Below are 19,860 nucleotides of genomic sequence, written 5' to 3'. Positions count from 1 at the left end.
TTTTCCGACCCTCACACGACGAACCGAACGAATCTCCAAGCAAAGGACACCATGATGACCATTGACATTCAGTTGCGGAATCTGCTCGAACATGCCAGCGCCAGTGGCGTACCCGACATGGCGGACGTCCCCTTTCCGGTCGCTCGCGAGATCTACTCGGCCATCCTGGCCTCCGGCGATCTGCCGGTGGCCGATGTGGACATCACCGAACGCCGGATCGACGGGCCCGACGGCGCCTTGACACTGCGCCTCTACCGCCCGCGCACGGCCGGCGGCAAGCGCGGCGCCGTGTTCTATTCCCATGGCGGCGGCTTCTGCCTCGGCCGGCCGCAGGACTACGACGGCGTGTGCAGCACGCTGTGCCTGGAGGCCGACTGCGTGGTGGTCCAGTGCGACTACCGGCTGGCGCCCGAGCACCCCTTCCCCGCGGCGGTAGACGACAGCTGGGCGGCGCTCAACTGGCTGGCCGCTCATGCCGAGTCCCTCGGTGCCGACCCGGCCCGCCTGATCGTCGCCGGCGACAGTGCCGGCGCCAACCTGGCGGCGGTGCTGGCACTGCTGGCGCGCGCCCAGGGCGGCCCCGCGCTGCGGCAGCAGACCCTGATCTATCCAGTCGTGACCACGGTCCCCGGCCAGTTCGAATCGGCCCGCCGCTTCGGCGAGGGCTACACCCTCACCAACCGCCTGATCGAGCGCATTTCCAGCGCCTACGTGAACAACCCCAGGCACCTGGACGACTGGCGCGCCGGGCCGCTGCTGGCGGCCGACCTGTCGGCGCTGCCGCCGGCCCTGCTGATGGTCGCCGGCTTCGATCCGCTGCGCGACGAAGGCATCGCCTACGCCGACAAACTGGCCGACGCCGGCACCCAGGTCAGCCTCATCGACTATCCGGGCCTGGCCCACGGCTTCATCAGCATGGGCGGCGCCATCACCGCCGCGCGCCTGGCCGTCTCGCAGGTCGCCACCGCCTGGCGTCTGGCATTCGCCCAGGGCACCCAACAGGAGACCCCCGCATCATGAAGATCCTCGCTGCCGTCACCCGGGCGCCGCACGCGGCCATGACGCTCGAAACCCTTGAAATCGATGCCCCGCGCGACACCGAAATCCTGGTGCGGGTGGTGGCCACCGGCGTCTGTCATACCGACATCGTGGTGCGCGACGGCATGCTGCCGACCCCGCTGCCGGCCGTGCTCGGCCACGAAGGGGCCGGCATCGTCGAAGCGGTCGGCCGCAAGGTCACCAAGGTCGTCCCGGGCGACCATGTGGTGATGAGCTACAACTCCTGCGGCCATTGCCCCAGCTGCGATGCGCATGCGCCGAGCTACTGCCACGAGTTCTTCCCGCGCAACTTCCTCGCCGACCGGCCCGACGGCACCTCCGCGCTGCGCGGCGGCGACGGCATGGTCCACAGCAACTTCTTCGGCCAGTCGTCATTCGCCACCCATGCCATCTGCCATGAGCGCAACATCGTGAAGGTGCCCCGCGAGGCCCGCCTCGAACTGCTCGGCCCGCTGGCCTGCGGCATCCAGACCGGCGCCGGCGCCGTGTTCGAGACGCACAAGGTCGCCGAGGGGCAGACGGTGGCGGTCTTCGGTTGCGGCTCGGTGGGCCTGGCCGCCCTGATGGCGGCCAAGGTCGCCGGCGCGCGCGAGATCATCGCGGTCGACACCAACGAGGCGCGGCTCGACTTCGCCCGCAGCATCGGCGCCACGCTCACCATCAATCCAGCCACCACGCCGGCGACCGAGGCAATCCTCAAGCACACCCGCTACGGCGTCGATCATGCGATCGACACCACCGGCATCGCCGCGGTGATCCGCCATGCGGTCGACAGCCTCGCGCCGCGCGGCACCTGCGGCATGATCGGTGCCTCGGCGCCGGGCTCCGAGGTCACGCTCGACGAGGTGCACTTCCTCAGCGGCGGGCGGCGCCTGGTCGGCATCGTCGAAGGCGGCGCCATCCCCGACCAGCTGATCCCGAAGCTGATTGCGCTGCATGCCGAAGGGCGCTTCCCCTTCGACCGCATGGTCAAGTTCTACCCCTTCGCCGAGATCAACACCGCCATCGCCGATTCGGAAAACGGCCACTGCATCAAGCCGATCGTGCTGATGCCCGAGGTCTGACTCAGGGTGACGGCGCGGGTCGAGGGCCACCACGGCCATCGACCCGCGCCGCCCGCACCGCCCACGCTTGGAGACTCCCATGGCACTCACGACACGTGTCGTCCGCTTCTCATCCACCGGCGGGCCCGATGTCCTGCGCATCGTCGAGCAGCCGATGCCGGCCCCGGCCGACGGCGAGGTGCGCCTGCGCGTCCAGGCCCTCGGCCTCAACCGCGCCGAGGCCGCCTTCCGGGCCGGTCAGTATCTGGAAGCGCCGCAACTGCCGGCCCGCATCGGCTACGAAGCCGCCGGCATCGTCGACGCCGTCGGCCCGGGCGTGACCACGGTGCGCCCGGGCGACGCGGTGTGTACCCTGCCCGGCTTTTCGATGAGTCGCTACGGCGTCTATGCCGAACACGCGCTGGTGCCGGCCGCCCATCTGATCGCGCAGCCCGAGGGCTTCCGCCCGCTCGACGCCGCAGCGTTATGGATGGCCTATCTGACCGCCTACGGCGCGCTGGTCGACATCGGCCAGCTCGGCGCGGGCGACGTGGTGCTTGTCGGCGCCGCCTCCAGCAGCGTCGGGCTGGCCACCATCCAGCTGGCGCGCTACCTCGGCGCCGTGCCGGTAGCCCTGAGCCGCAGCCCGCACAAGGCCGCCGCCCTGTGCGCCCATGGCGCCCAGGCCGTGCTCGACCCGGAAGCCCCGCAGTTTGCCGAGCGGATCCGCGAACTGAGCGGCGGGCGCGGCGCGCGGCTGGCCTTCGACCCGGTCGCCGGGCCCGGCGTCGCCATCCTCGCCCGCACCTTGGGCCAGGGCGGCACCCTGGTGATCTACGGCAATCTCAGCGGCCAGGCCGAACAGACGCCTTTTCCCTTTTACGACGCGGTCGGTCGCGGCCTGTCGATGCGCGGCTACCTGGTCTTCGAGTTGATCAACGATGCCGCTCGGCTGGCCCGGGCGCAGGCATGCCTCCAGGCGGCGCTGGCCGACGGCCGGCTCAAGCCGGTGATCGACCGGGTGTTCGACTTCGACGACATCGTGGCCGCCCACCGTCATCTCGAATCGAACCGGCAGGTCGGCAAGATCGTGGTCCGGGTGAGCGACGACTAACCCGACACATTCGCCAACCGGGGGCGTGCCGCTTGCCGGCCGCCCCCGCGCACGTTCACAGATCCGGCTGGCTCAAGCCCCGCTTGACTCGCTTGAGCTCCTCGCGCAGCGCCAGGGCCTCCTCCTCGGAGTGGCCGGCCAGCATCAAGGCCTCGATCTGGATGACACAGCGGTCGCCCTGTTCGAGCATCGCCTTGCCCTCGTCCGTCAGACCGATGCGGATGATGCGCCCGTGCGCCGGATCGGGCTCGCGGGTAATCCATCCGCGCACGGTCATCGCCTTGACCATTTCGTTGGCCGCCTGCGGCGAGATCATGGCGCGCTCGGCCAGTTGCGCATTCGACAGGCTTTCGCGCACGAGAAAGGACAGCGCGGTGTATTGCGCAACGGTCAGCCCCACTGTCGCCAGCGCGTCGCGCAAGCGCCGCGCCAATACGTGATGCGCCCGCCCGAGCAGATACGCCACACCGAGCGGCGCGGTCGACGAGGTCGCGGCAGATTTTTTTTCGTTCATGGATTGATTGTGTGCCTTTCTTGAGCTAGTCTAATCTCAAGTTACTTGATACTACCCTGACAACTGGAGACGAGAGTATGGCAAATTATGAAGGCCGCTGGCAGACCGTGAAGGTCGAGATCGAAGACGGCATCGCGTGGGTGATCCTCAACCGCCCCGAGAAGCGCAACGCCATGAGCCCCATGCTCAACCGCGAGATGAGCGATGTGCTCGACACCCTGGAACTGGATGACGACATCGGCGTGCTGGTGCTCACCGGCGCCGGCGAGTCGTGGTCGGCCGGCATGGACCTGAAGGAATACTTCCGCGAGACCGACGGCAAGTCCGACCTCTACCAGGAGCGCATGCGCCGCGACTGCTCGCAGTGGCAGTGGAAGCAACTGCGCTTCTACAACAAGCCGACCATCGCCATGGTCAACGGCTGGTGCTTCGGCGGCGCCTTCTCGCCGCTGGTCGCCTGCGATCTGGCCATCTGCGCCGACGAGGCGGTGTTCGGCCTGTCGGAGATCAACTGGGGCATCCCGCCGGGCAACCTGGTGAGCAAGGCCGTAGCAGACACCATGGGCCATCGCCAGGCTCTGCACTACGTGATGACCGGCGACACCTGGACCGGCCCCGAAGCCGCCGCCATGGGTCTGGTCAACAAGAGCGTGCCGCGCGCCCAACTGCGCGACGAGGTCAAGGTGCTGGCCGGCAAGCTGCTGGAGAAGAACCCCACCGTGATGCGCATCGCCAAGCATGGCTTCAAGCGCTGCCGCGAACTGACCTGGGAACAGGGCGAGGACTACCTCTACGCCAAGGTCGACCAGTCCAACCATCGCGATACCGAAAAAGGCCGCGCCAAGGGGCTGACGCAGTTCCTCGACGAGAAGAGCATCAAGCCGGGGCTGCAAGCCTACAAGCGCGACGTATAAACACGCACCGATGCGCCGGGCGGCAATCCCCCGCCCGGCGTCCCCCCTGCCCCAACCTCAGCCCCCTCCCGATGCCGCCCCAGAGCGGCACGCGGACCCACAGGAGACAAGGACCATGTTCGAGGTACCGCTTCTCATCGGCGGCCGTCAGCAATCGGCGGCCAAAACCTTCACCCGTATCAACCCGGTCAGCGGCGAAGTCGCCACCCGCGCCGCCGCGGCCTCCGTGGACGATGCCCGCGCTGCGGTGGACGCCGCCAAGGCGGCCTTCCCGGCCTGGTCGGCCACCGCCCCCAACGCCCGCCGCGCGCTGCTGCTCAAGGCCGCCGATGCGATGGAGGCGCGCACCGCCGAGTTCATCGAGCGTGGCGTCGCCGAAGCCGGTGGCGCGCCGATGTGGTACGGCTTCAACGTGATGCTGGCCGCCGGCATGCTGCGCGAAGCGGCCTCGCTCACCACCCAGATCGCCGGCGAGGTGATCCCCTCCGACGTGCCCGGCAGCCTGGCCATGGCGATCCGCCAGCCGGCCGGCGTGGTGCTCGGCATCGCGCCCTGGAATGCCCCGGTAATCCTCGGCACCCGCGCCGTCGCCACCCCACTGGCTTGCGGCAACACGGTGGTGCTCAAGGCCTCCGAAGCCTGCCCGGCAGTCCATGCGCTGATCGGCGAAGTGCTGGCAGACGCCGGCCTGCCCGAAGGCGTCATCAACGTGATCACCAACGCCCCCGAGGACGCCGCACAGGTGGTCGAGGCGCTGATCGCCCATCCGGCGGTGCGGCGGGTGAACTTCACCGGCTCCACCCATGTGGGCCGCATCATCGGCGAGCTGGCCGCGCGCCATCTCAAGCCCGCCGTGCTCGAACTGGGCGGGCGCAACCCGCTGGTGGTGCTCGACGACGCCGACCTGGACGCGGCGGTCGATGCCGCCGTGTTCAGCGCCTTCTTCAACCAGGGCCAGATCTGCATGTCGGCCGACCGCGTCATCGTGCACGAGGCGGTGGCCGAGGACTTCCTCGCCCGCTTCGCCAAGCGCACCGCCGCGCTCAAGGCCGACCGGCCGGGCGTGGAAGGCGCCGCCCTGGCAGCGATGGTCGACCCCAAGGCGGCCGAACGCGTGCGCGCCATGGTCGACGACGCGCTGGCCAAGGGCGCGCATCTGGCCGCCGGCAGTGCCGATGTCGCCGGCGCGATCATGCAGCCGGCGATCGTCGACGGCATCACCGCCGACATGCGCCTGGCCCATGAAGAATCCTTCGGCCCGGTGGTCACGATCCTGCGCGTGGCCAGCGACGAAGACGCCATCGCCGCCGCCAACGCCAGCGAATACGGCCTGTCGGCGGCGGTGTTCAGCCGCGACGTGGGCCGCGCCCTGGCCGTGGCCCGCCAGATCGAATCGGGCATCTGCCACATCAACGGCCCCACCGTGCACGACGAGGCGCAGATGCCTTTCGGCGGCGTCAAGGACAGCGGCTATGGCCGCTTCGGCGGCAAGGCCGGCATCGACGCCTTCACCGAACTGCGCTGGATCACCGTGCAGCACGGCCCGCGCCACTACCCGATCTGAGGCGGAGGCGCGTGACGATGAGGTTCATGAGACTGGACGCCGAGGGTGTCCGCTACCGCAATGTATCGATCGGCAACCCGAGTGTCGCGCTGACCCAGACCGCCGACGGCGGCTGGCGGCTGACACCGCAAACCGCACTGCTCGCCTATCCGCAGCGCCTGACCGACCGGCTCGTCGAGGGTGCCGAGCGCCATCCGGACCGCACCCTGGTCGCCAAGCGCGCCCCCGACGGCGAGTGGATCCGCATCAGCTACGCGCAGATGCTCGCCCGGGTGCGGGCCATCGGCCAGGCGCTGGTGTACCGCGGCCTGAGCGCCGAGCGACCGCTGATGATCCTGTCGGGCAACGATCTGGAGCACCTGCAACTGGCGCTCGGCGCCATGTACGCCGGCATTCCGCACTGCCCGGTGTCGCCGGCCAGCGCGCTGATGTCGAAGGACTTCAACAAGCTGCGCCACATGGTCGGCCTGCTCACCCCGGCCATGGTCTACGCCAGCGACGGCACTGCCTTCGCGGCCGCCATCGGCGCCACCGTGCCGCCCGACGTCGAGATCGTCACCCAGGACGGCCGCCTGGACGGCCGCCCGGCCACGGCCTTCGACGCCCTCTTGGCGGTGACGCCCGACAACGTGGACGCCGTCAACGCCGCGGTCGGCCCGGACAGCGTGGCCAAGCTCCTGTTCACCTCGGGCTCGACCAAGCTGCCCAAGGCGGTCACCACCACCCAGCGCATGCTGTGCGCCAACCAGCAGATGCTGCGGCAGACCTTCCCCTGCTTCGGCGAGACGCCGCCGGTGCTGCTCGACTGGCTGCCCTGGAACCACACCTTCGGCGGCAGCCATAACGTCGGCATCGCCCTCTATAACGGCGGCACGCTCTATATCAACGACGGCAAGCCGACCGAGAAGGGCTTCGCCGAGACCCTGCGCAACCTGCGGGAAATCGCGCCCACGGTCTACTTCGACGTGCCCAAGGGCTGGGAGATGCTGGGCGACGCGCTCGAGGCCGACGCCGCGCTGCGCGAGGTCTTCTACTCGAAGATGCAGCTCTTCTTCTTCGCCGGCGCCGGCCTCTCGCAGGCCGCCTGGGACAAGCTCGACCGCATCTCGGAAGCCCACTGCGGCGAGCGCATCCGCGTGATGAGCGGCCTGGGCATGACCGAGACCGCACCCTCAAGCACCTTCTCCACCGGCACGCTGGTGGGTGCCGGCTATGTCGGCGTGCCCGCCCCGGGTTGCGAGATGAAACTGGTGCCGGTCGACGGCAAGTTCGAAGCGCGCTTTCGCGGCCCGCACGTCATGCCCGGTTATTGGCGCCAACCCGAGTTGACCCAAGAAGTCTTCGACGACGAGGGCTTCTACTGCACCGGCGACGCCGTGGCCTTCGCCGACCCCGAGGACCTGGCCCAGGGGCTGATGTTCGACGGCCGCATCGCCGAAGACTTCAAGCTCAGCTCGGGCACCTTCGTCAGCGTCGGCCCGTTGCGCGCACGCCTCATCAGCGAAGGCGCGCCCTGCGTGCAGGATGCGGTGATCACCGGCATCAACCGCGACGACATCGGTGCGCTGATCTTTCCGCGCATGGAGCACTGCGCCCGCCTGGCCGACCTGCCGGACGACGCCCCTGTCGACCAGGTACTGGCCAGCCCTGCGGTGCATGCCTTCTTCGCCGATCTGCTGGTGCGCATCAACCGCAGCGCCACCGGCTCGGCCAGCCGCGTCGAGCGCCTGCTGGTGCTCGACACCCCGCCGTCGGTCGACCGCCACGAGATCACCGACAAAGGCTCGATCAATCAGCGCGCAGTGCTGACCCACCGCGCCGCCACCGTGGACGCCCTGCATAGCGGGAGCGCGCCCCGGATGATTCGGCCCGACTGACCACAATCGCGCCCGGCAAGGGCGCAACGTGGAGCCACCCACCGGGTCAAGACTGCCGGTGGCCTCCGCCAGGGAAACCCGACACACGATCTCGCATGGCCGATTTCGTGCCCGCGCAGTAGCCCCCCAACGCCGTTACGCGGGCAATTTGCAGTGGAGAGGAGAGCAACGATGAAAAGACACGCCCTATCACTTGCCGTCGCCGCGGCGAGCACCTTGTGGATCGGTGCCGCGGACCTTGCCCTGGCCAAAGACGGCTGGCCGTCAGCCGGTGCGCACGCAGCTAAAGGTCATCACAAGCACCATCGCAAACCACCGGCCGAACCGATGGTCTGCGAAGACCTGGCCGGCGCGCGCCTGCCCGGGCTCGAGGTCAGCGTGGCCGAGACCATCGCCGCTGACGCCAGCGTGCCGGCGCCGGCGCACTGCCGGGTGCTCGGCACACTCGACGCCCGCATCGGCGTCGACGGCAAGGACTACGCGATCGGCTTCGAGCTGCGCCTGCCCGAGGCGTGGAACGGCCGCTTCCTGTTCCAGGGCGGCGGCGGCAACGACGGGGTCATCCGCCCCGCCCTGGGCGCCATCGGCAACGGCCAGCCCACCAATGCCTTGAGCGAAGGTTTCGCGGTGGTGTCCACCGATGCCGGCCACACCGCCGAGAACGTGCCGGTGATCGGCGGCCAGCTGTTCGGCATCGATCCGCAGGCGCGCGTGGACTACGGCTACAACGCCATCGAACGCGTGGGCGAGACCGCCAAGGCGCTCATCGCCCTGCGCTATGCCGAGAAGGCGCGCTATTCCTACTTCATCGGTTGCTCCAACGGCGGGCGCCAGGGCATGGTGGCCGCCGAGCGCTTCCCCAGGCTGTTCGACGGCATCGTCTCGGGCAACCCCGGCTACAACCTGCCGCGCGCCGCGGTCCAGCATCCCTGGGATGTGCAGGCCTTCGGCGCCGCCGCGCCCAAGGCCGCCGACGGCCGCCCGATCTTGTCGCAGTCCTTTTCCAACAGCGACCTCACCCTGGTCACCGATGCGGTGACGGCGCAATGCGACGCGCTCGACGGCCTCGCCGACGGCATCATCGAGAACCAGCCCGCCTGCCACTTCGACCCGGCCGTGCTGCAATGCGCCGGCGCCAAGACCGACGCCTGCCTGAGCGGCGCCCAGGTCGAGGCCCTGCACAAGGTGTTCGGCGGTGCGAAGAACGGCCTCGGCGAGGCGCTGTACGCCGACTGGCCCTACGATACCGGCGTCTCCGCGGCCGGCTGGCGCGCGTGGAAGATCGGTACCGCCACCACGTCGATGCCCAACTCGCGCATCGTCACCCTCGGAGGCCCCTCCCTGCCCTACATCTTCATGACGCCACCGGACGAGGTGGCCGGCGCGACGCCGGACCAGAACGCGCTGGCGGTCTACGACTACCTGCTGAACTACGACTTTGACGCCAATGCCTCTCGCATCGACGAAAGCTCCGGCATCTACACCGAGTCGTCGATGCAATTCATGAGCGCCAAGCCCAGGATCGCCCCCTTCCGTGCCCATGGCGGCAAGCTGATTCTCTACCACGGCACCAGCGACCCGGTGTTTTCGGTCAATGACACCATCGCCTACTACCAGCAACTTGCCAAACGCAGCGGCGGCTACCCGCGCACCGGCCGATTCGCCCGGCTGTTCGTGGTGCCCGGCATGAACCACTGCTCGGGCGGCCCGGCCACCGACGGCTTCAACACGCTGGCGCCGATCGTCGAGTGGGTCGAAAAAGGCCGCGCGCCGACGTCCATCGACGCCACCGCGCGCCCGGAGAACGGCACCGCCTGGCCGGGTCGCACCCGTCCGCTGTGCCCCTACCCGCTGCAGGCGCGCTACACCGGCCGCGGCAGCATCGAGCAGGCAGAGAACTTCCGCTGCGTGAACGTCAGCCGTCGCCACTGAGCCTGGCGGGCTGAAGCCCACCCTACGGGACGCCGCCGCACCGCCCCCGTAGGGCCGGCTTCAGCCGGCCAAGCCGAGAGATACCATGAACATCTCAAATCTCGTCGCCATCGACATCCATACCCATGCCGAAGTGTCATGCCGCTGCGCGCCCGACGACTTCGGCAAAGCCTTCGACGAAGCGGCCGAGAAATACTTCAAGTTCAGCCACCGCCCGACCATCCCCGAGACCATTGCCTATTACCGCGAGCGGCAGCTCGGCCTGGTGATGTTCACCGTCGATGCGGAATTCGAGACCGGCCGCCGCCGCATCCCCAACGAGGAGATCGCCGAGGCCGCACTGGAGAACCGCGACATGATGATCGCCTTCGCCAGCATCGACCCGCACAAGGGCAAGATGGGGCTGCGCGAGGCGCGCCGATTGATTGAGGACTACCAGGTGGGCGGCTTCAAGTTCCACCCCACGGTACAGGGCTTCTTTCCCAACGACCCGATGGCCTATCCGCTGTATGAGCTGATCGCCGAATACAAACTGCCGGCCATCTTCCACAGCGGCCACTCGGGCATCGGCACCGGCATGCCCGGCGGCGGCGGGCTGCGGCTGAAGTACTCGAACCCGATCCATCTGGACGACGTGGCGGCCGACTTCCCGGACATGCCGATCATCATCGCCCACCCGTCCTGGCCCTGGCAGGACGAAGCCCTGTCGGTATGCCTGCACAAGCCCAACGTGTATATCGACCTGTCCGGCTGGTCGCCCAAGTACTTTCCGCCGCAGTTGGTTCAGTACGCCAACACCCGGCTCCAGCACAAGATGCTGTTCGGCTCGGACTTCCCGCTCATCACGCCGGAGCGCTGGATGGAAGACTACGAACAGGCTGGCTTCCGGCCCGAACTGAAACCCCTGATCTTCAAGGAAAACGCAGCGCGGGTGCTGAGGCTAGACACTCGCGCCTAGGACGGCCCCGACCCACCCACCCGTGGGGATTCCCGATACCGCGAGGGCGGCCCGCCTCGCGGCCGGCTCAGCCGTCGAGCAGAGGTGTCGGCCCCGAGTTCTGCGCAAGGCGCCCGGGTGGCGCGGAACGAACACCGGCGCCTGCACGGTCAAGGGGGCATCCATCGCGTCGCCGGACAATGCGCTGGTGTCGAACTCGTAGCGGGCGATGGTCTTGAAGGCCGGGTCGAACGGGAATGACGGTGCCGGCATCGGCGCATCAGCGCCCTACCGGCACCGCCGCCCCATTACCGCAGCCCGTCGTTGGCCAGCTCCGCCGCACTGAAGAAGGAACGCGGCAGCGGGTCGATGACCTGGTAGGCCTTCGGCAGTTCGTTGAGTGCCGAATTGAGGTAGTAGGCCCCCGACTGCATGTCGTAGCCGCCCCACATGACGTTCCCGATCAGCGCCGGAATGTCCGGGCACAGCAGCGTCAGCGTGAAGTTGATGCGCCACAGTTCGCCCTTGGCATCCCAGCCGTCGATCAGGATGATCTGCCAGGTGTCCTCGTCGATGTAGTACTTGCGCTTGGGCACGACATGGCGCCTACCGGCCTTGAGGTCAGCCTCCACCACCCACACCCGGTGAAGCTCCCAGCGCACCCGGTCGGGATTGAGCGTGTGCGGCGTCACCAGCTCGTCCACCTTGGCCGCCGCAGCGCCGTTGTTGTTGTAGGGAATGTACATCGCCTGCTTGCCCACCAGTTTCAGCTCGTAGCGATCGAGCGGACCGAACAGCATGAAGGCTTCATCCACCAACCCGATGCCCGAAGTGACGGCATCGGGGGTGTCATAGGACACCGACGGCGCCTTGCGCACGCGCCGCTGACCCACCAGGTATTGCCACAACCCGCGCGGCACGCTGGCATTCATGTTGTCGTGGGCAAGAATGGCCTCGCCCGCTTTCGAACCGGGCTCGGAGGCCAGGAATTTGCCGTACTGGTAGTAGCCGTCGAAACTGTCCACGCTGCCGCTCTTGTCGTAGTACGGCCGGTCGATGGTCTGCTCGCCGCCCGAGGCCATGGCGCGACGCCCATCCGCGGTGACCACCCAAGTGCGCAGGCGGAACTGCGTGGTACGGCCGCGCCACCCCAGGCGATGGTTCTGCAAGATCTCGTAGGCATCGTGCGGCACGGGGAACGGGATGCCGCCGTAGGCGTCCTGCGTGCCCTGCCCGTCGTCCACCAGCTTGGCCCGCGTGGCATTGGCGAAGGTGTTGTCATAGACATATTGCGGTGCCGCCGCGGTGCGATGGGTCGGATAGACGTCGATGCGGAAATCCGGGTACTTGTTCATCAGGGCCTTGACGCCGTCTGTCAGCTTGTCGGCGTACTGCGCCATGTTCTTGGCGTTGATCGACACCACCGGCTTCTCAGCGGCGAACGGGTCGGTCCGCGTGCTGCCGGCAGTGTAGCCGGGCAAGGGTTTTGTCATGCCGCCATCCCAGGCCGGGATCTGTCCGTCGGCACTGGCGGCGCGTTCGGCGCCGAGCGGGGTCAAGGTGCTCTTCAGCTTGGCGGCCTCCTCGGCGGTTGCGGTGGCATGCGCGCTCGGCGCGAGAACGGTGGCCACCGCCCAGGCGGCCATCAGGGTCTTGAAATTCATGGTACGTCTCCGTGAGCGGATCGATCAGAAGGTGCGCGAAATACTGAAGGACACGTAGGCACGATCCTTCAGCGACTGGCCGAAGGTGAGCTGGCGTGGCGTCGCGCTGCCATCGACGAGCGTCTCCGTGAAGGTGTCTTCGCGACCGAAGTAGTCGGTGTAGGCCAGCGAGAAATTCCAGACGGTGCGATAGATCCCCTTCAGGCCGACGCTGTAACTGCCGCCATCCGAGACGCCACCGGCGAAGTTCGCCACCGCCGAGGAGCGACCGCCGAAGTTGTAGGCCACGCTGACGGGCACCGACAGGTCAAGCCCCGGCAATACCTGGAAGTACTGCGGCTCGAAAATCATGCGCAGCGCCCAGGCGTCTTTGGTGGTGTTGCCGTCCAGGCCGCCACCCACGCCGTTGAAGATGTCCTTGGTGACTTTCAGCGTGCGGTTATAGGCCAGCTCGCCCAGCACCGCCCCGCCCTCCCAGAAGGCATTGGGGCTCAGCAGATAGACGCCGTTGAGCAGCAGATGCGCCGTCCGGCCGACGGCGAAACACGGCGCATCGTCATCACCGCAACGGGTCACCGCCGAGCCGGGCACCAGTACGGCGGGATCGCTGTTGAGCGGCGCGTTCCAGCGCAGAGAGCCTTCGAGTGCCCAGTTGAGCGATCCGATCGACGAGGTCACACTGGCACCGAGCGTGCGGATGTTTTCAGCGTAGGCCAGATGCACGTCGCCATTGACGAAGTCGAACACTGGCGCAGCCAGCACCTTGTCGTGATATTGCGCAGCATAGAAGCCATACTCGAAGTTGCTGTCGGCCGGGCTCCAACGCACCTGGATGCCGCCCTGGCCCGAATCCCGCGGCTCCAGGTCGCGGCGGCTCCGATAGGGCAGATCGACGCCGGGGCCGAAGTTGACGCTGCCGGTGCCCACGTAGTCCTGATTGGAGAAATAGCTGCCGACGCCGGGGATCCGGCTGCCCCGCCACTTGAGCTGGTAATACGCGCTGAGCGACAACTCGTCCGTCAGCCCCAGGGACGCCGACACCTGCTCCACCGGCAAAAGAACTTCCTTGAACTTCCAGTCGGGCACCGAGACGACCTTGGCCACATCCACCGGCCCCTGGGCATTGGCAATGCCGTTCTGGCCGAAAAACAGGCTTTCGCCCCATTGCAGCGTGTGCCGGCCGACCCGCACGGTGGCCGGCATGTCGCCGATCGTGCCTTTGGCATAGCCGAACACATCGAGGAATTCGCTGCCCTTGCCATGCTGGTCGCGGGTCGAGCGCAGGAATTCGTCGGCATCGCGGCCCGCCCCGGTATTGGCGGTGGACACCACCGTGCCGGTCGGCACGCCGTTGGCGTAGATCTCGGTGCCCTTGTAGTCGTTGCGCTGCAGATAGGCCCCATCGAGCCAAGCGGCACCACTGACCCGGAAGCCGAGGTTCCTGTAGCGCACATCGAATTCGGTGAGCAAATCGAGTCGGTTGGAAATCACACCCCGGTCGAAATTGTGGTCGCCGTCGTCTTCATTCACCCTCCCCGGATCGCCCGCCACGTCCAGCCGCGTCAGCCCTGCGGAGGGATTCTTCAAGCGATAGGCCGTGCTGTACTTCGGCGTGATGTCGAAGCGCATGCGCAGATCCGGATCCGCGGTGTCAATGTCGAAAGCGTGGGCGGCCGATACCCCGAACAGGGCCGCAGTCACCGCCAGACGGTATGAAAGCATCACGTGTCTCCTCTTGACCGATCATTGCCGGTCGATTGTTTGTCGGACGATGCCGCCTGCCGAAGCGCTAGCCACTGGCCGAGCATCCGGCGCCCCCGTCCCCGACATCCCCGTAGTACCGCATCGACTCCTGGCGGCGCTGAAAGATTGATCGTTCCGGCGCCCTCCGGGAAATCGTTTTTCCCGCCTATGCGATACGATTTGGTTATGACACGCCTTCGCCAAAGCATCAGATCCAACCATTGGCAGCCGCTAAGAGCGACTGCCGGCCTGAGGTCATCCGGCCTTTCAAGCGGCGACTTCTGCGCCCCTGCCACAGACCGTTCCGATGTCGCCACCGGCCGCGTCCGGCGAGCCCGCGGCGATGCATCGCGCTGCAGCATTCCGGCATCAATAACCAAACCGTATCGATGAGGCGACAAAACGAACTTCCCGTCCGCCGCTTGCCGGCGCACGCTGAGGTTGTCTGCTCACGCGGTTTCCTTACAGCTCACGAGCGCTCACCGGCAAGCGCATGTCGCCATGCACCTGCGTCATGGCCGGGCGATCCACCGAGGCCGCAAACACAGACCCCGAACTCATGGAGGATGGTCATGCAAGAAGGCAAGCTGTTGTGGACCCCGCGTCCGGAACAGGTGGAATCAGCCAATATCACAGCGTTTTGTCGCTGGCTCGAACACACACAGGGCCAGCACCTGCCCGACTACGCCAGCCTCTGGCGCTGGTCCACCACGGATGTCGACGGCTTCTGGCAGGCGCTGTGGGACTACTTCGACATCGAGGCCTCCACCCCACCGAGCGCCGTGCGGGGCCGACGCACGATGCCCGGCACGCAGTGGTTTCCCGGCGCGCGGCTGAACTACGCCCAACATGTCCTGCGTGGCGCGCAGCGCGGCGGCGATGCCCTGCTGTCGATGAGCGAGACCCAGCCGCTGCGTGCGCTGCCCTGGGAGACACTGGCCCAGCAGGTGCGAGGCCTCGCCACCGAGCTGCGTGCCATGGGCGTGCAACCCGGCGATCGCGTGGCCGCCTGGATGCCGAACCGGCCGGAAACCCTGGTGGCCCTGCTGGCGACCACCGCCATCGGCGCCGTGTGGGCCTGCTGCTCGCCCGACTTCGGCGCCCGCGGCGTGCTCGACCGGCTGACCCAGCTCTCGCCCAAGGTCCTGTTCTGCATCGACGGCTACCGCTACGGCGGCAAGCAGCATGACCGGCGGGACGAACTGGCGCACATCGTCGGCGCGCTCGACAGCCTGACGCATGTCGTCCTGTTGCCGGGGCCGGACAGCGACGGCGCCCACCTGCCCGACGCCAACGTCGTGCGCTGGGACGCACTGATGGACCGGCCACCCGTCCAGGCGGCGGATTTCCGCTTCGAGCAGGTTCCCTTCGACCATCCCCTGTGGGTGCTGTTCTCCTCCGGCACCACCGGGCTGCCCAAGGCCATCGTGCATGGGCACGGCGGCATCCTGCTCGAAACGCTCAAAAACGCCAGCTTCCACTTCGACCTGCATCCGGGCGAGCGCATCTTCTTCCACACCACCAGCGGCTGGATGCTGTGGAATTTCCTGGTCGGCACGACCCTGACCGGCGCGCTGCCCGTGCTCTACGACGGCAACCCGGCCTACCCCGAACGCGACATGCTGTGGCGCATGGTGCAAGACGCCCGGGCAACGCATCTTGGTGCCAGTCCGACCTACGTGGACCAACTGGCCCGGGCCGGCGTGGTGCCGGGCGAGCGCTATGACCTGTCGGCGCTACGCATGATTTCCCTGGCCGGCTCGCCAGCGACGGCCGAATGCATGGCCTGGTTCTATGACAACGTGAAAGCCGACCTGTGGGTGGCCAACGGCAGCGGTGGCACCGATTGCTGCACCGGCTTCGTCGGCGGCGTGCCGACGCAACCGGTGCATGCCGGCGAGATCCAGGGCCCCTCGTTGGGCGTAGCGGTGAAAGCGTTCGACGGACAGGGCCATGCTCTCATCGATGAGGTCGGCGAACTGGTCATCACCGAACCGATGCCATCGATGCCGCTGTACTTCTGGAACGACGCGGACGACATGCGCTACCGCGAGACCTATTTCGACACTTATCCCGGGATCTGGCGCCATGGCGACTACTTCCGCATCCGCGCCGATGGCGCGTGCTTCGTGCTCGGCCGCTCGGACGCCACATTGAACCGCCACGGGGTGCGCATCGGCACCGCCGAGATCTATCGCTCACTGGCGCGCATCGACGAGATCGAGGCCGCACTGATCGTGAACCTCGACCTGCCCGGCGGGCGCTTCTACATGCCGCTGTTCGTCAAGCTGGCCGAGGGGCTGACGCTCGACGAGGCGCTCGAGGCGAAGATCTGCGCGCGCCTGAAAAGCGAGTTCACGCCACGCCATGTCCCCGACGAGATCCACCAGGTTCCCGAGATTCCCGCGACCATCACCGGCAAGACGATGGAGGTTCCGGTGCGTCGCATCCTGATGGGCGCCCCGCCGGAAGCGGCAGCCAATCGCAGCGCGATGGCCAATCCGGGCGCGCTCGACTATTTCATCGCGTTTGCCGCGCAGCGGCGCGGCGGCGAAACCGTCAAGACCTGAAACGAGGAGACCCACTCAATGTCCCGATACAAGAACCGCTGGCAGACCGTCACCGTCGAGGTGGACGCCGGCATCGCCTGGATCACTTTCAACCGACCGGAAAAGCGCAACGCCATGAGCCCCACGCTCAACCGCGAAATGGGCGAGGTACTCGACACCCTGGAACTGGATGACGACGTCGGCGTGCTGGTGCTCACCGGCGCCGGCGAGTCGTGGTCGGCCGGCATGGACCTGAAGGAATACTTCCGCGAAACCGACGGCAAGTCCGACCTCTACCAGGAGCGCATGCGCCGCCAGGCCTCCGACTGGCAATGGAAGCAACTGCGCTTCTACAACAAGCCGACCATCGCCATGGTCAACGGCTGGTGCTTCGGCGGCGCCTTCTCGCCGCTGGTCGCCTGCGATCTGGCCATCTGCGCCGACGAGGCGGTGTTCGGCCTGTCGGAGATCAACTGGGGCATCCCGCCGGGCAACCTGGTGAGCAAGGCCGTGGCCGACACCATGGGCCATCGCCAGGCTCTGCACTACGTGATGACCGGCGACACCTGGACCGGCCCCGAAGCCGCCGCCATGGGTCTGGTCAACAAGAGCGTGCCGCGCGCCCAACTGCGCGACGAGGTCAAGGTGCTGGCCGGCAAGCTGCTGGAGAAGAACCCCACCGTGATGCGCATCGCCAAGCATGGCTTCAAGCGCTGCCGCGAACTGACCTGGGAACAGGGCGAAGACTACCTCTACGCCAAGGTCGACCAGTCCAACCATCGCGATACCGAAAAGGGCCGCACCAAGGGGCTGACGCAGTTCCTCGACGAGAAGAGCATCAAGCCGGGGCTGCAGGCCTATAAACGCTGAACGGAGACACACTATGAATGAGTTCAAACTGCTGATCGGCGGCCGGCTGGTCGATGGCGCCACGACCATGGAGGTCATCGACCCGGCCACCGGCGAGGTCTTCACCCACTGCCCGCGGGCCTCGGCGGCCCAGGCCGAAGAAGCGATCGCCGCCGCCAGGGCCGCCTTCCCCGACTGGTCGGCCATGTCGTGGGACGCCCGCAAGGCGCGGGTGCTGCAGATCGCCGACGCGCTCGACGCACAGGCGGACACACTCGCCCCGCTGCTGACCCGCGAACAAGGGCGGCCGGTCTTCGGTGCCGAGTTCGAGGTCCACGAGGCAGCGCGCATCCTGCGCACCTTCGCCGGGATGACGCTGGCCGACGAGGTGTTGCACGAAGACGAGGCCGGCCAGGCCATCGAGACGCGCGCGCCGCTCGGCGTCGTGGCAGCGATCGCGCCGTGGAACTTCCCCCTGGTGCTGCTCGCCAACAAGCTCGGCCCGGGTCTGATGGCCGGCAACACCATGATCCTCAAACCGGCGCCGACAACGCCGCTGACGACGCTGCGCCTCGGCGAGATCTGCGCCAGCGTGTTACCGGCCGGGGTAGTCAACGTCATCACCGACCAGAACGACCTCGGCCCGCTGCTGACCGGCCATCCGCACATCGCCAAGGTGGCGTTCACCGGCTCCACCGCGACCGGCCGCAAGGTCATGGCCAGCGGCGCCGACACGCTGAAGCGGCTGACGCTGGAGCTTGGCGGGAACGACGCCGCACTGGTGCTCGACGACGCCGATCCGGCGGAGGTCGCGCAGAAGATCTTCAATGGCGCGATGTTCAACGCCGGTCAGATCTGCGCCGCGATCAAGCGGGTGTATGTGCCCGATGCGCTCTACGACGCCGTGTGCAACGCGCTGGCACTGCTGGCCGAGGCCACCGTCGTCGGCAATGGCCTCGACCTCACCACCCAGATGGGACCGGTCCAGAACCGCATGCAGTACGACAAGCTCAAGGGCTACCTGGACGACGCACATACGCGTGGCAAGGTCATCGCCGGCGGCAAGGCGCTCGACCGCCCCGGCTACTTCATCGCCCCGACCATCGTGCGCGACATTCCCGACGATGCCCGCCTGGTGCGCGAGGAGCAGTTCGGCCCGGTATTACCAGTGCTGCGCTACCGCGACCTCGACGACGCCGTGGCGCGCATCAACGACAGCGAATACGGCCTGTGCGGCAGCGTCTGGAGCGGCGACACGGCCCGGGCCTGCGCCGTCGCGCGGCGCATCAACTCGGGTACCGTCTGGGTGAACAAGACGCTCGACATCAACCCGAGCTACCCCTTCCGCGGCGTCAAGCAGTCGGGCATCGGTACCGAACTCGGCCGTGACGGCCTGGAGGAATACACCCAGGCCAAGGTCATCAACCTCGCCAGGGGCTGAGCGCCGGGCGCGCTCCTTGCGCCCGGCTGCAGCGCCGCGCCTTCGCCGATCCACACGGACGGTCGACGGCGCGGCGCTTTTTCGTGGGCGAGCGGATGGCGATGGGAGAGGCGACTGGAAAGGCGCCGAAAAAAGGACGGGCAACACGCCCAAGCGTCAGCGAGCAGGCCCTGCCGCTGACGGAGGTCCACGCCCGCAGCACACCGCGCCGCTAGCGCTTCGTCGGCGTCTCCGCGGGCAGCGGGCCTTGTGCATCGCCCGCCTCGCCCAGGTAGCGGTTCCCCTCCGGCGAGCGGCCGCCGGCGAGCATCATGTCGCGATAGGCCGCCTCGCTCATGCCGGTCATGCTGCCGACCATCTTCTGCACGCTGATGCCATCGGTTGCGCCGATCTTGACCAGGAAGTAGATGCTGCCGCCCAGCGCGATGCAGCGGTTCAGATCGCGCGCCAGCACGGCGTCCCGCTGCGCCTCGCTCATCGGCCATTCGTTCAGGTAGGCATCTTCGTCCGCCTTGAAGCGCGTGCGGTTCTCGGCCTTCATCAGCGACATGCAGAACTGGTTGAGCCAGTAGCCCTTGCGCGACTGGTCGGCATCGAACACCGTGGTACCGGGAACATCGAGGTAGGGTTTATCGAGTGCCATGGGTCATTGCTCCGTTG

The 19,860-nt window shown here is 67.6% G+C and carries 15 protein-coding genes; 11 read left to right on the top strand and 4 right to left on the bottom strand.

The window, feature by feature from the left end; all coding sequences use genetic code 11:
- The first annotated feature begins 54 nt into the window (after positions 1-54).
- From I8J34_RS17325 to I8J34_RS17315, 3 genes are all read left to right on the top strand, one after another.
- On the top strand, positions 55-1,020 hold the full coding sequence (locus I8J34_RS17325; protein WP_214362893.1) for an alpha/beta hydrolase: 966 nt from the start codon (positions 55-57) through the stop codon (positions 1,018-1,020).
- Positions 1,017-2,123: an NAD(P)-dependent alcohol dehydrogenase gene (locus I8J34_RS17320; RefSeq protein ID WP_214362892.1), complete on the top strand. Its 1,107-nt coding sequence runs from the start codon at positions 1,017-1,019 to the stop codon at positions 2,121-2,123. The genes I8J34_RS17325 and I8J34_RS17320 overlap by 4 nt, the downstream gene beginning before the upstream one ends.
- Positions 2,124-2,202: 79 nt before the next feature.
- Positions 2,203-3,216, top strand: a complete 1,014-nt coding sequence (locus I8J34_RS17315; protein ID WP_214362891.1) for a zinc-dependent alcohol dehydrogenase family protein — start codon at positions 2,203-2,205, stop codon at positions 3,214-3,216.
- Between the two features lie 55 nt (positions 3,217-3,271).
- On the opposite strand, the gene I8J34_RS17310 is transcribed toward I8J34_RS17315, so the two are convergent.
- Positions 3,272-3,730: a MarR family winged helix-turn-helix transcriptional regulator gene (locus I8J34_RS17310; RefSeq protein ID WP_214362890.1), complete on the bottom strand. Its 459-nt coding sequence runs from the start codon at positions 3,728-3,730 to the stop codon at positions 3,272-3,274.
- Positions 3,731-3,807: 77 nt separating this feature from the next.
- On the opposite strand from I8J34_RS17310, the gene I8J34_RS17305 reads away from it, so the two are divergent.
- The 5 genes from I8J34_RS17305 to I8J34_RS17285 all read left to right on the top strand — a co-directional run bounded on the left by I8J34_RS17305 (position 3,808) and on the right by I8J34_RS17285 (position 10,975).
- Positions 3,808-4,644, top strand: coding sequence for a p-hydroxycinnamoyl CoA hydratase/lyase (locus I8J34_RS17305; protein ID WP_214362889.1), 837 nt, complete (start codon positions 3,808-3,810; stop codon positions 4,642-4,644).
- A 115-nt stretch (positions 4,645-4,759) separates the two neighbouring features.
- The gene (locus tag I8J34_RS17300; RefSeq protein ID WP_214362888.1) at positions 4,760-6,208 is read left to right on the top strand and encodes an aldehyde dehydrogenase; all 1,449 of its coding nucleotides are present in this window, start codon (positions 4,760-4,762) and stop codon (positions 6,206-6,208) included.
- Between the two features lie 26 nt (positions 6,209-6,234).
- Positions 6,235-8,085, top strand: coding sequence for a feruloyl-CoA synthase (locus tag I8J34_RS17295; RefSeq protein ID WP_230411889.1), 1,851 nt, complete (start codon positions 6,235-6,237; stop codon positions 8,083-8,085).
- Positions 8,086-8,256: 171 nt separating this feature from the next.
- Positions 8,257-10,017, top strand: coding sequence for a tannase/feruloyl esterase family alpha/beta hydrolase (locus tag I8J34_RS17290; protein WP_214362886.1), 1,761 nt, complete (start codon positions 8,257-8,259; stop codon positions 10,015-10,017).
- An 85-nt stretch (positions 10,018-10,102) separates the two neighbouring features.
- Positions 10,103-10,975, top strand: a complete 873-nt coding sequence (locus tag I8J34_RS17285; RefSeq protein WP_214362885.1) for an amidohydrolase family protein — start codon at positions 10,103-10,105, stop codon at positions 10,973-10,975.
- A gap of 287 nt (positions 10,976-11,262) precedes the next feature.
- Here the strand turns inward: I8J34_RS17285 and I8J34_RS17280 are convergent, their stop codons facing one another.
- Complete coding sequence (locus I8J34_RS17280; protein ID WP_214362884.1) at positions 11,263-12,618, bottom strand: DUF1329 domain-containing protein; 1,356 nt, start codon at positions 12,616-12,618, stop codon at positions 11,263-11,265.
- A gap of 24 nt (positions 12,619-12,642) precedes the next feature.
- Positions 12,643-14,340, bottom strand: coding sequence for a DUF1302 domain-containing protein (locus tag I8J34_RS17275; protein WP_214362883.1), 1,698 nt, complete (start codon positions 14,338-14,340; stop codon positions 12,643-12,645).
- A 593-nt stretch (positions 14,341-14,933) separates the two neighbouring features.
- On the opposite strand from I8J34_RS17275, the gene I8J34_RS17270 reads away from it, so the two are divergent.
- From I8J34_RS17270 to I8J34_RS17260, 3 genes are read left to right on the top strand one after another with little or no spacing between them, the layout of a single operon-like run.
- Positions 14,934-16,931: an acetoacetate--CoA ligase gene (locus tag I8J34_RS17270; RefSeq protein ID WP_230411888.1), complete on the top strand. Its 1,998-nt coding sequence runs from the start codon at positions 14,934-14,936 to the stop codon at positions 16,929-16,931.
- Positions 16,932-16,949: 18 nt separating this feature from the next.
- Positions 16,950-17,780, top strand: coding sequence for a p-hydroxycinnamoyl CoA hydratase/lyase (locus tag I8J34_RS17265; protein WP_214362881.1), 831 nt, complete (start codon positions 16,950-16,952; stop codon positions 17,778-17,780).
- Between the two features lie 13 nt (positions 17,781-17,793).
- A complete protein-coding gene (locus I8J34_RS17260) occupies positions 17,794-19,200 on the top strand; it encodes an aldehyde dehydrogenase family protein (RefSeq protein WP_214362880.1) in 1,407 nt (468 codons plus the stop codon).
- Between the two features lie 211 nt (positions 19,201-19,411).
- Here the strand turns inward: I8J34_RS17260 and ligA are convergent, their stop codons facing one another.
- On the bottom strand, positions 19,412-19,843 hold the full coding sequence (gene ligA / locus I8J34_RS17255) for a protocatechuate 4,5-dioxygenase subunit alpha (RefSeq protein WP_214362879.1): 432 nt from the start codon (positions 19,841-19,843) through the stop codon (positions 19,412-19,414).
- Positions 19,844-19,860: the final 17 nt, after the last annotated feature.

The organism is Denitromonas iodatirespirans, assembly GCF_018524365.1.
In the GTDB taxonomy this organism is placed as follows: domain Bacteria; phylum Pseudomonadota; class Gammaproteobacteria; order Burkholderiales; family Rhodocyclaceae; genus Nitrogeniibacter; species Nitrogeniibacter iodatirespirans.
Note: the sequence above shows the minus strand (reverse complement) of the source record. Positions and strands in the feature narration are given on the sequence as shown.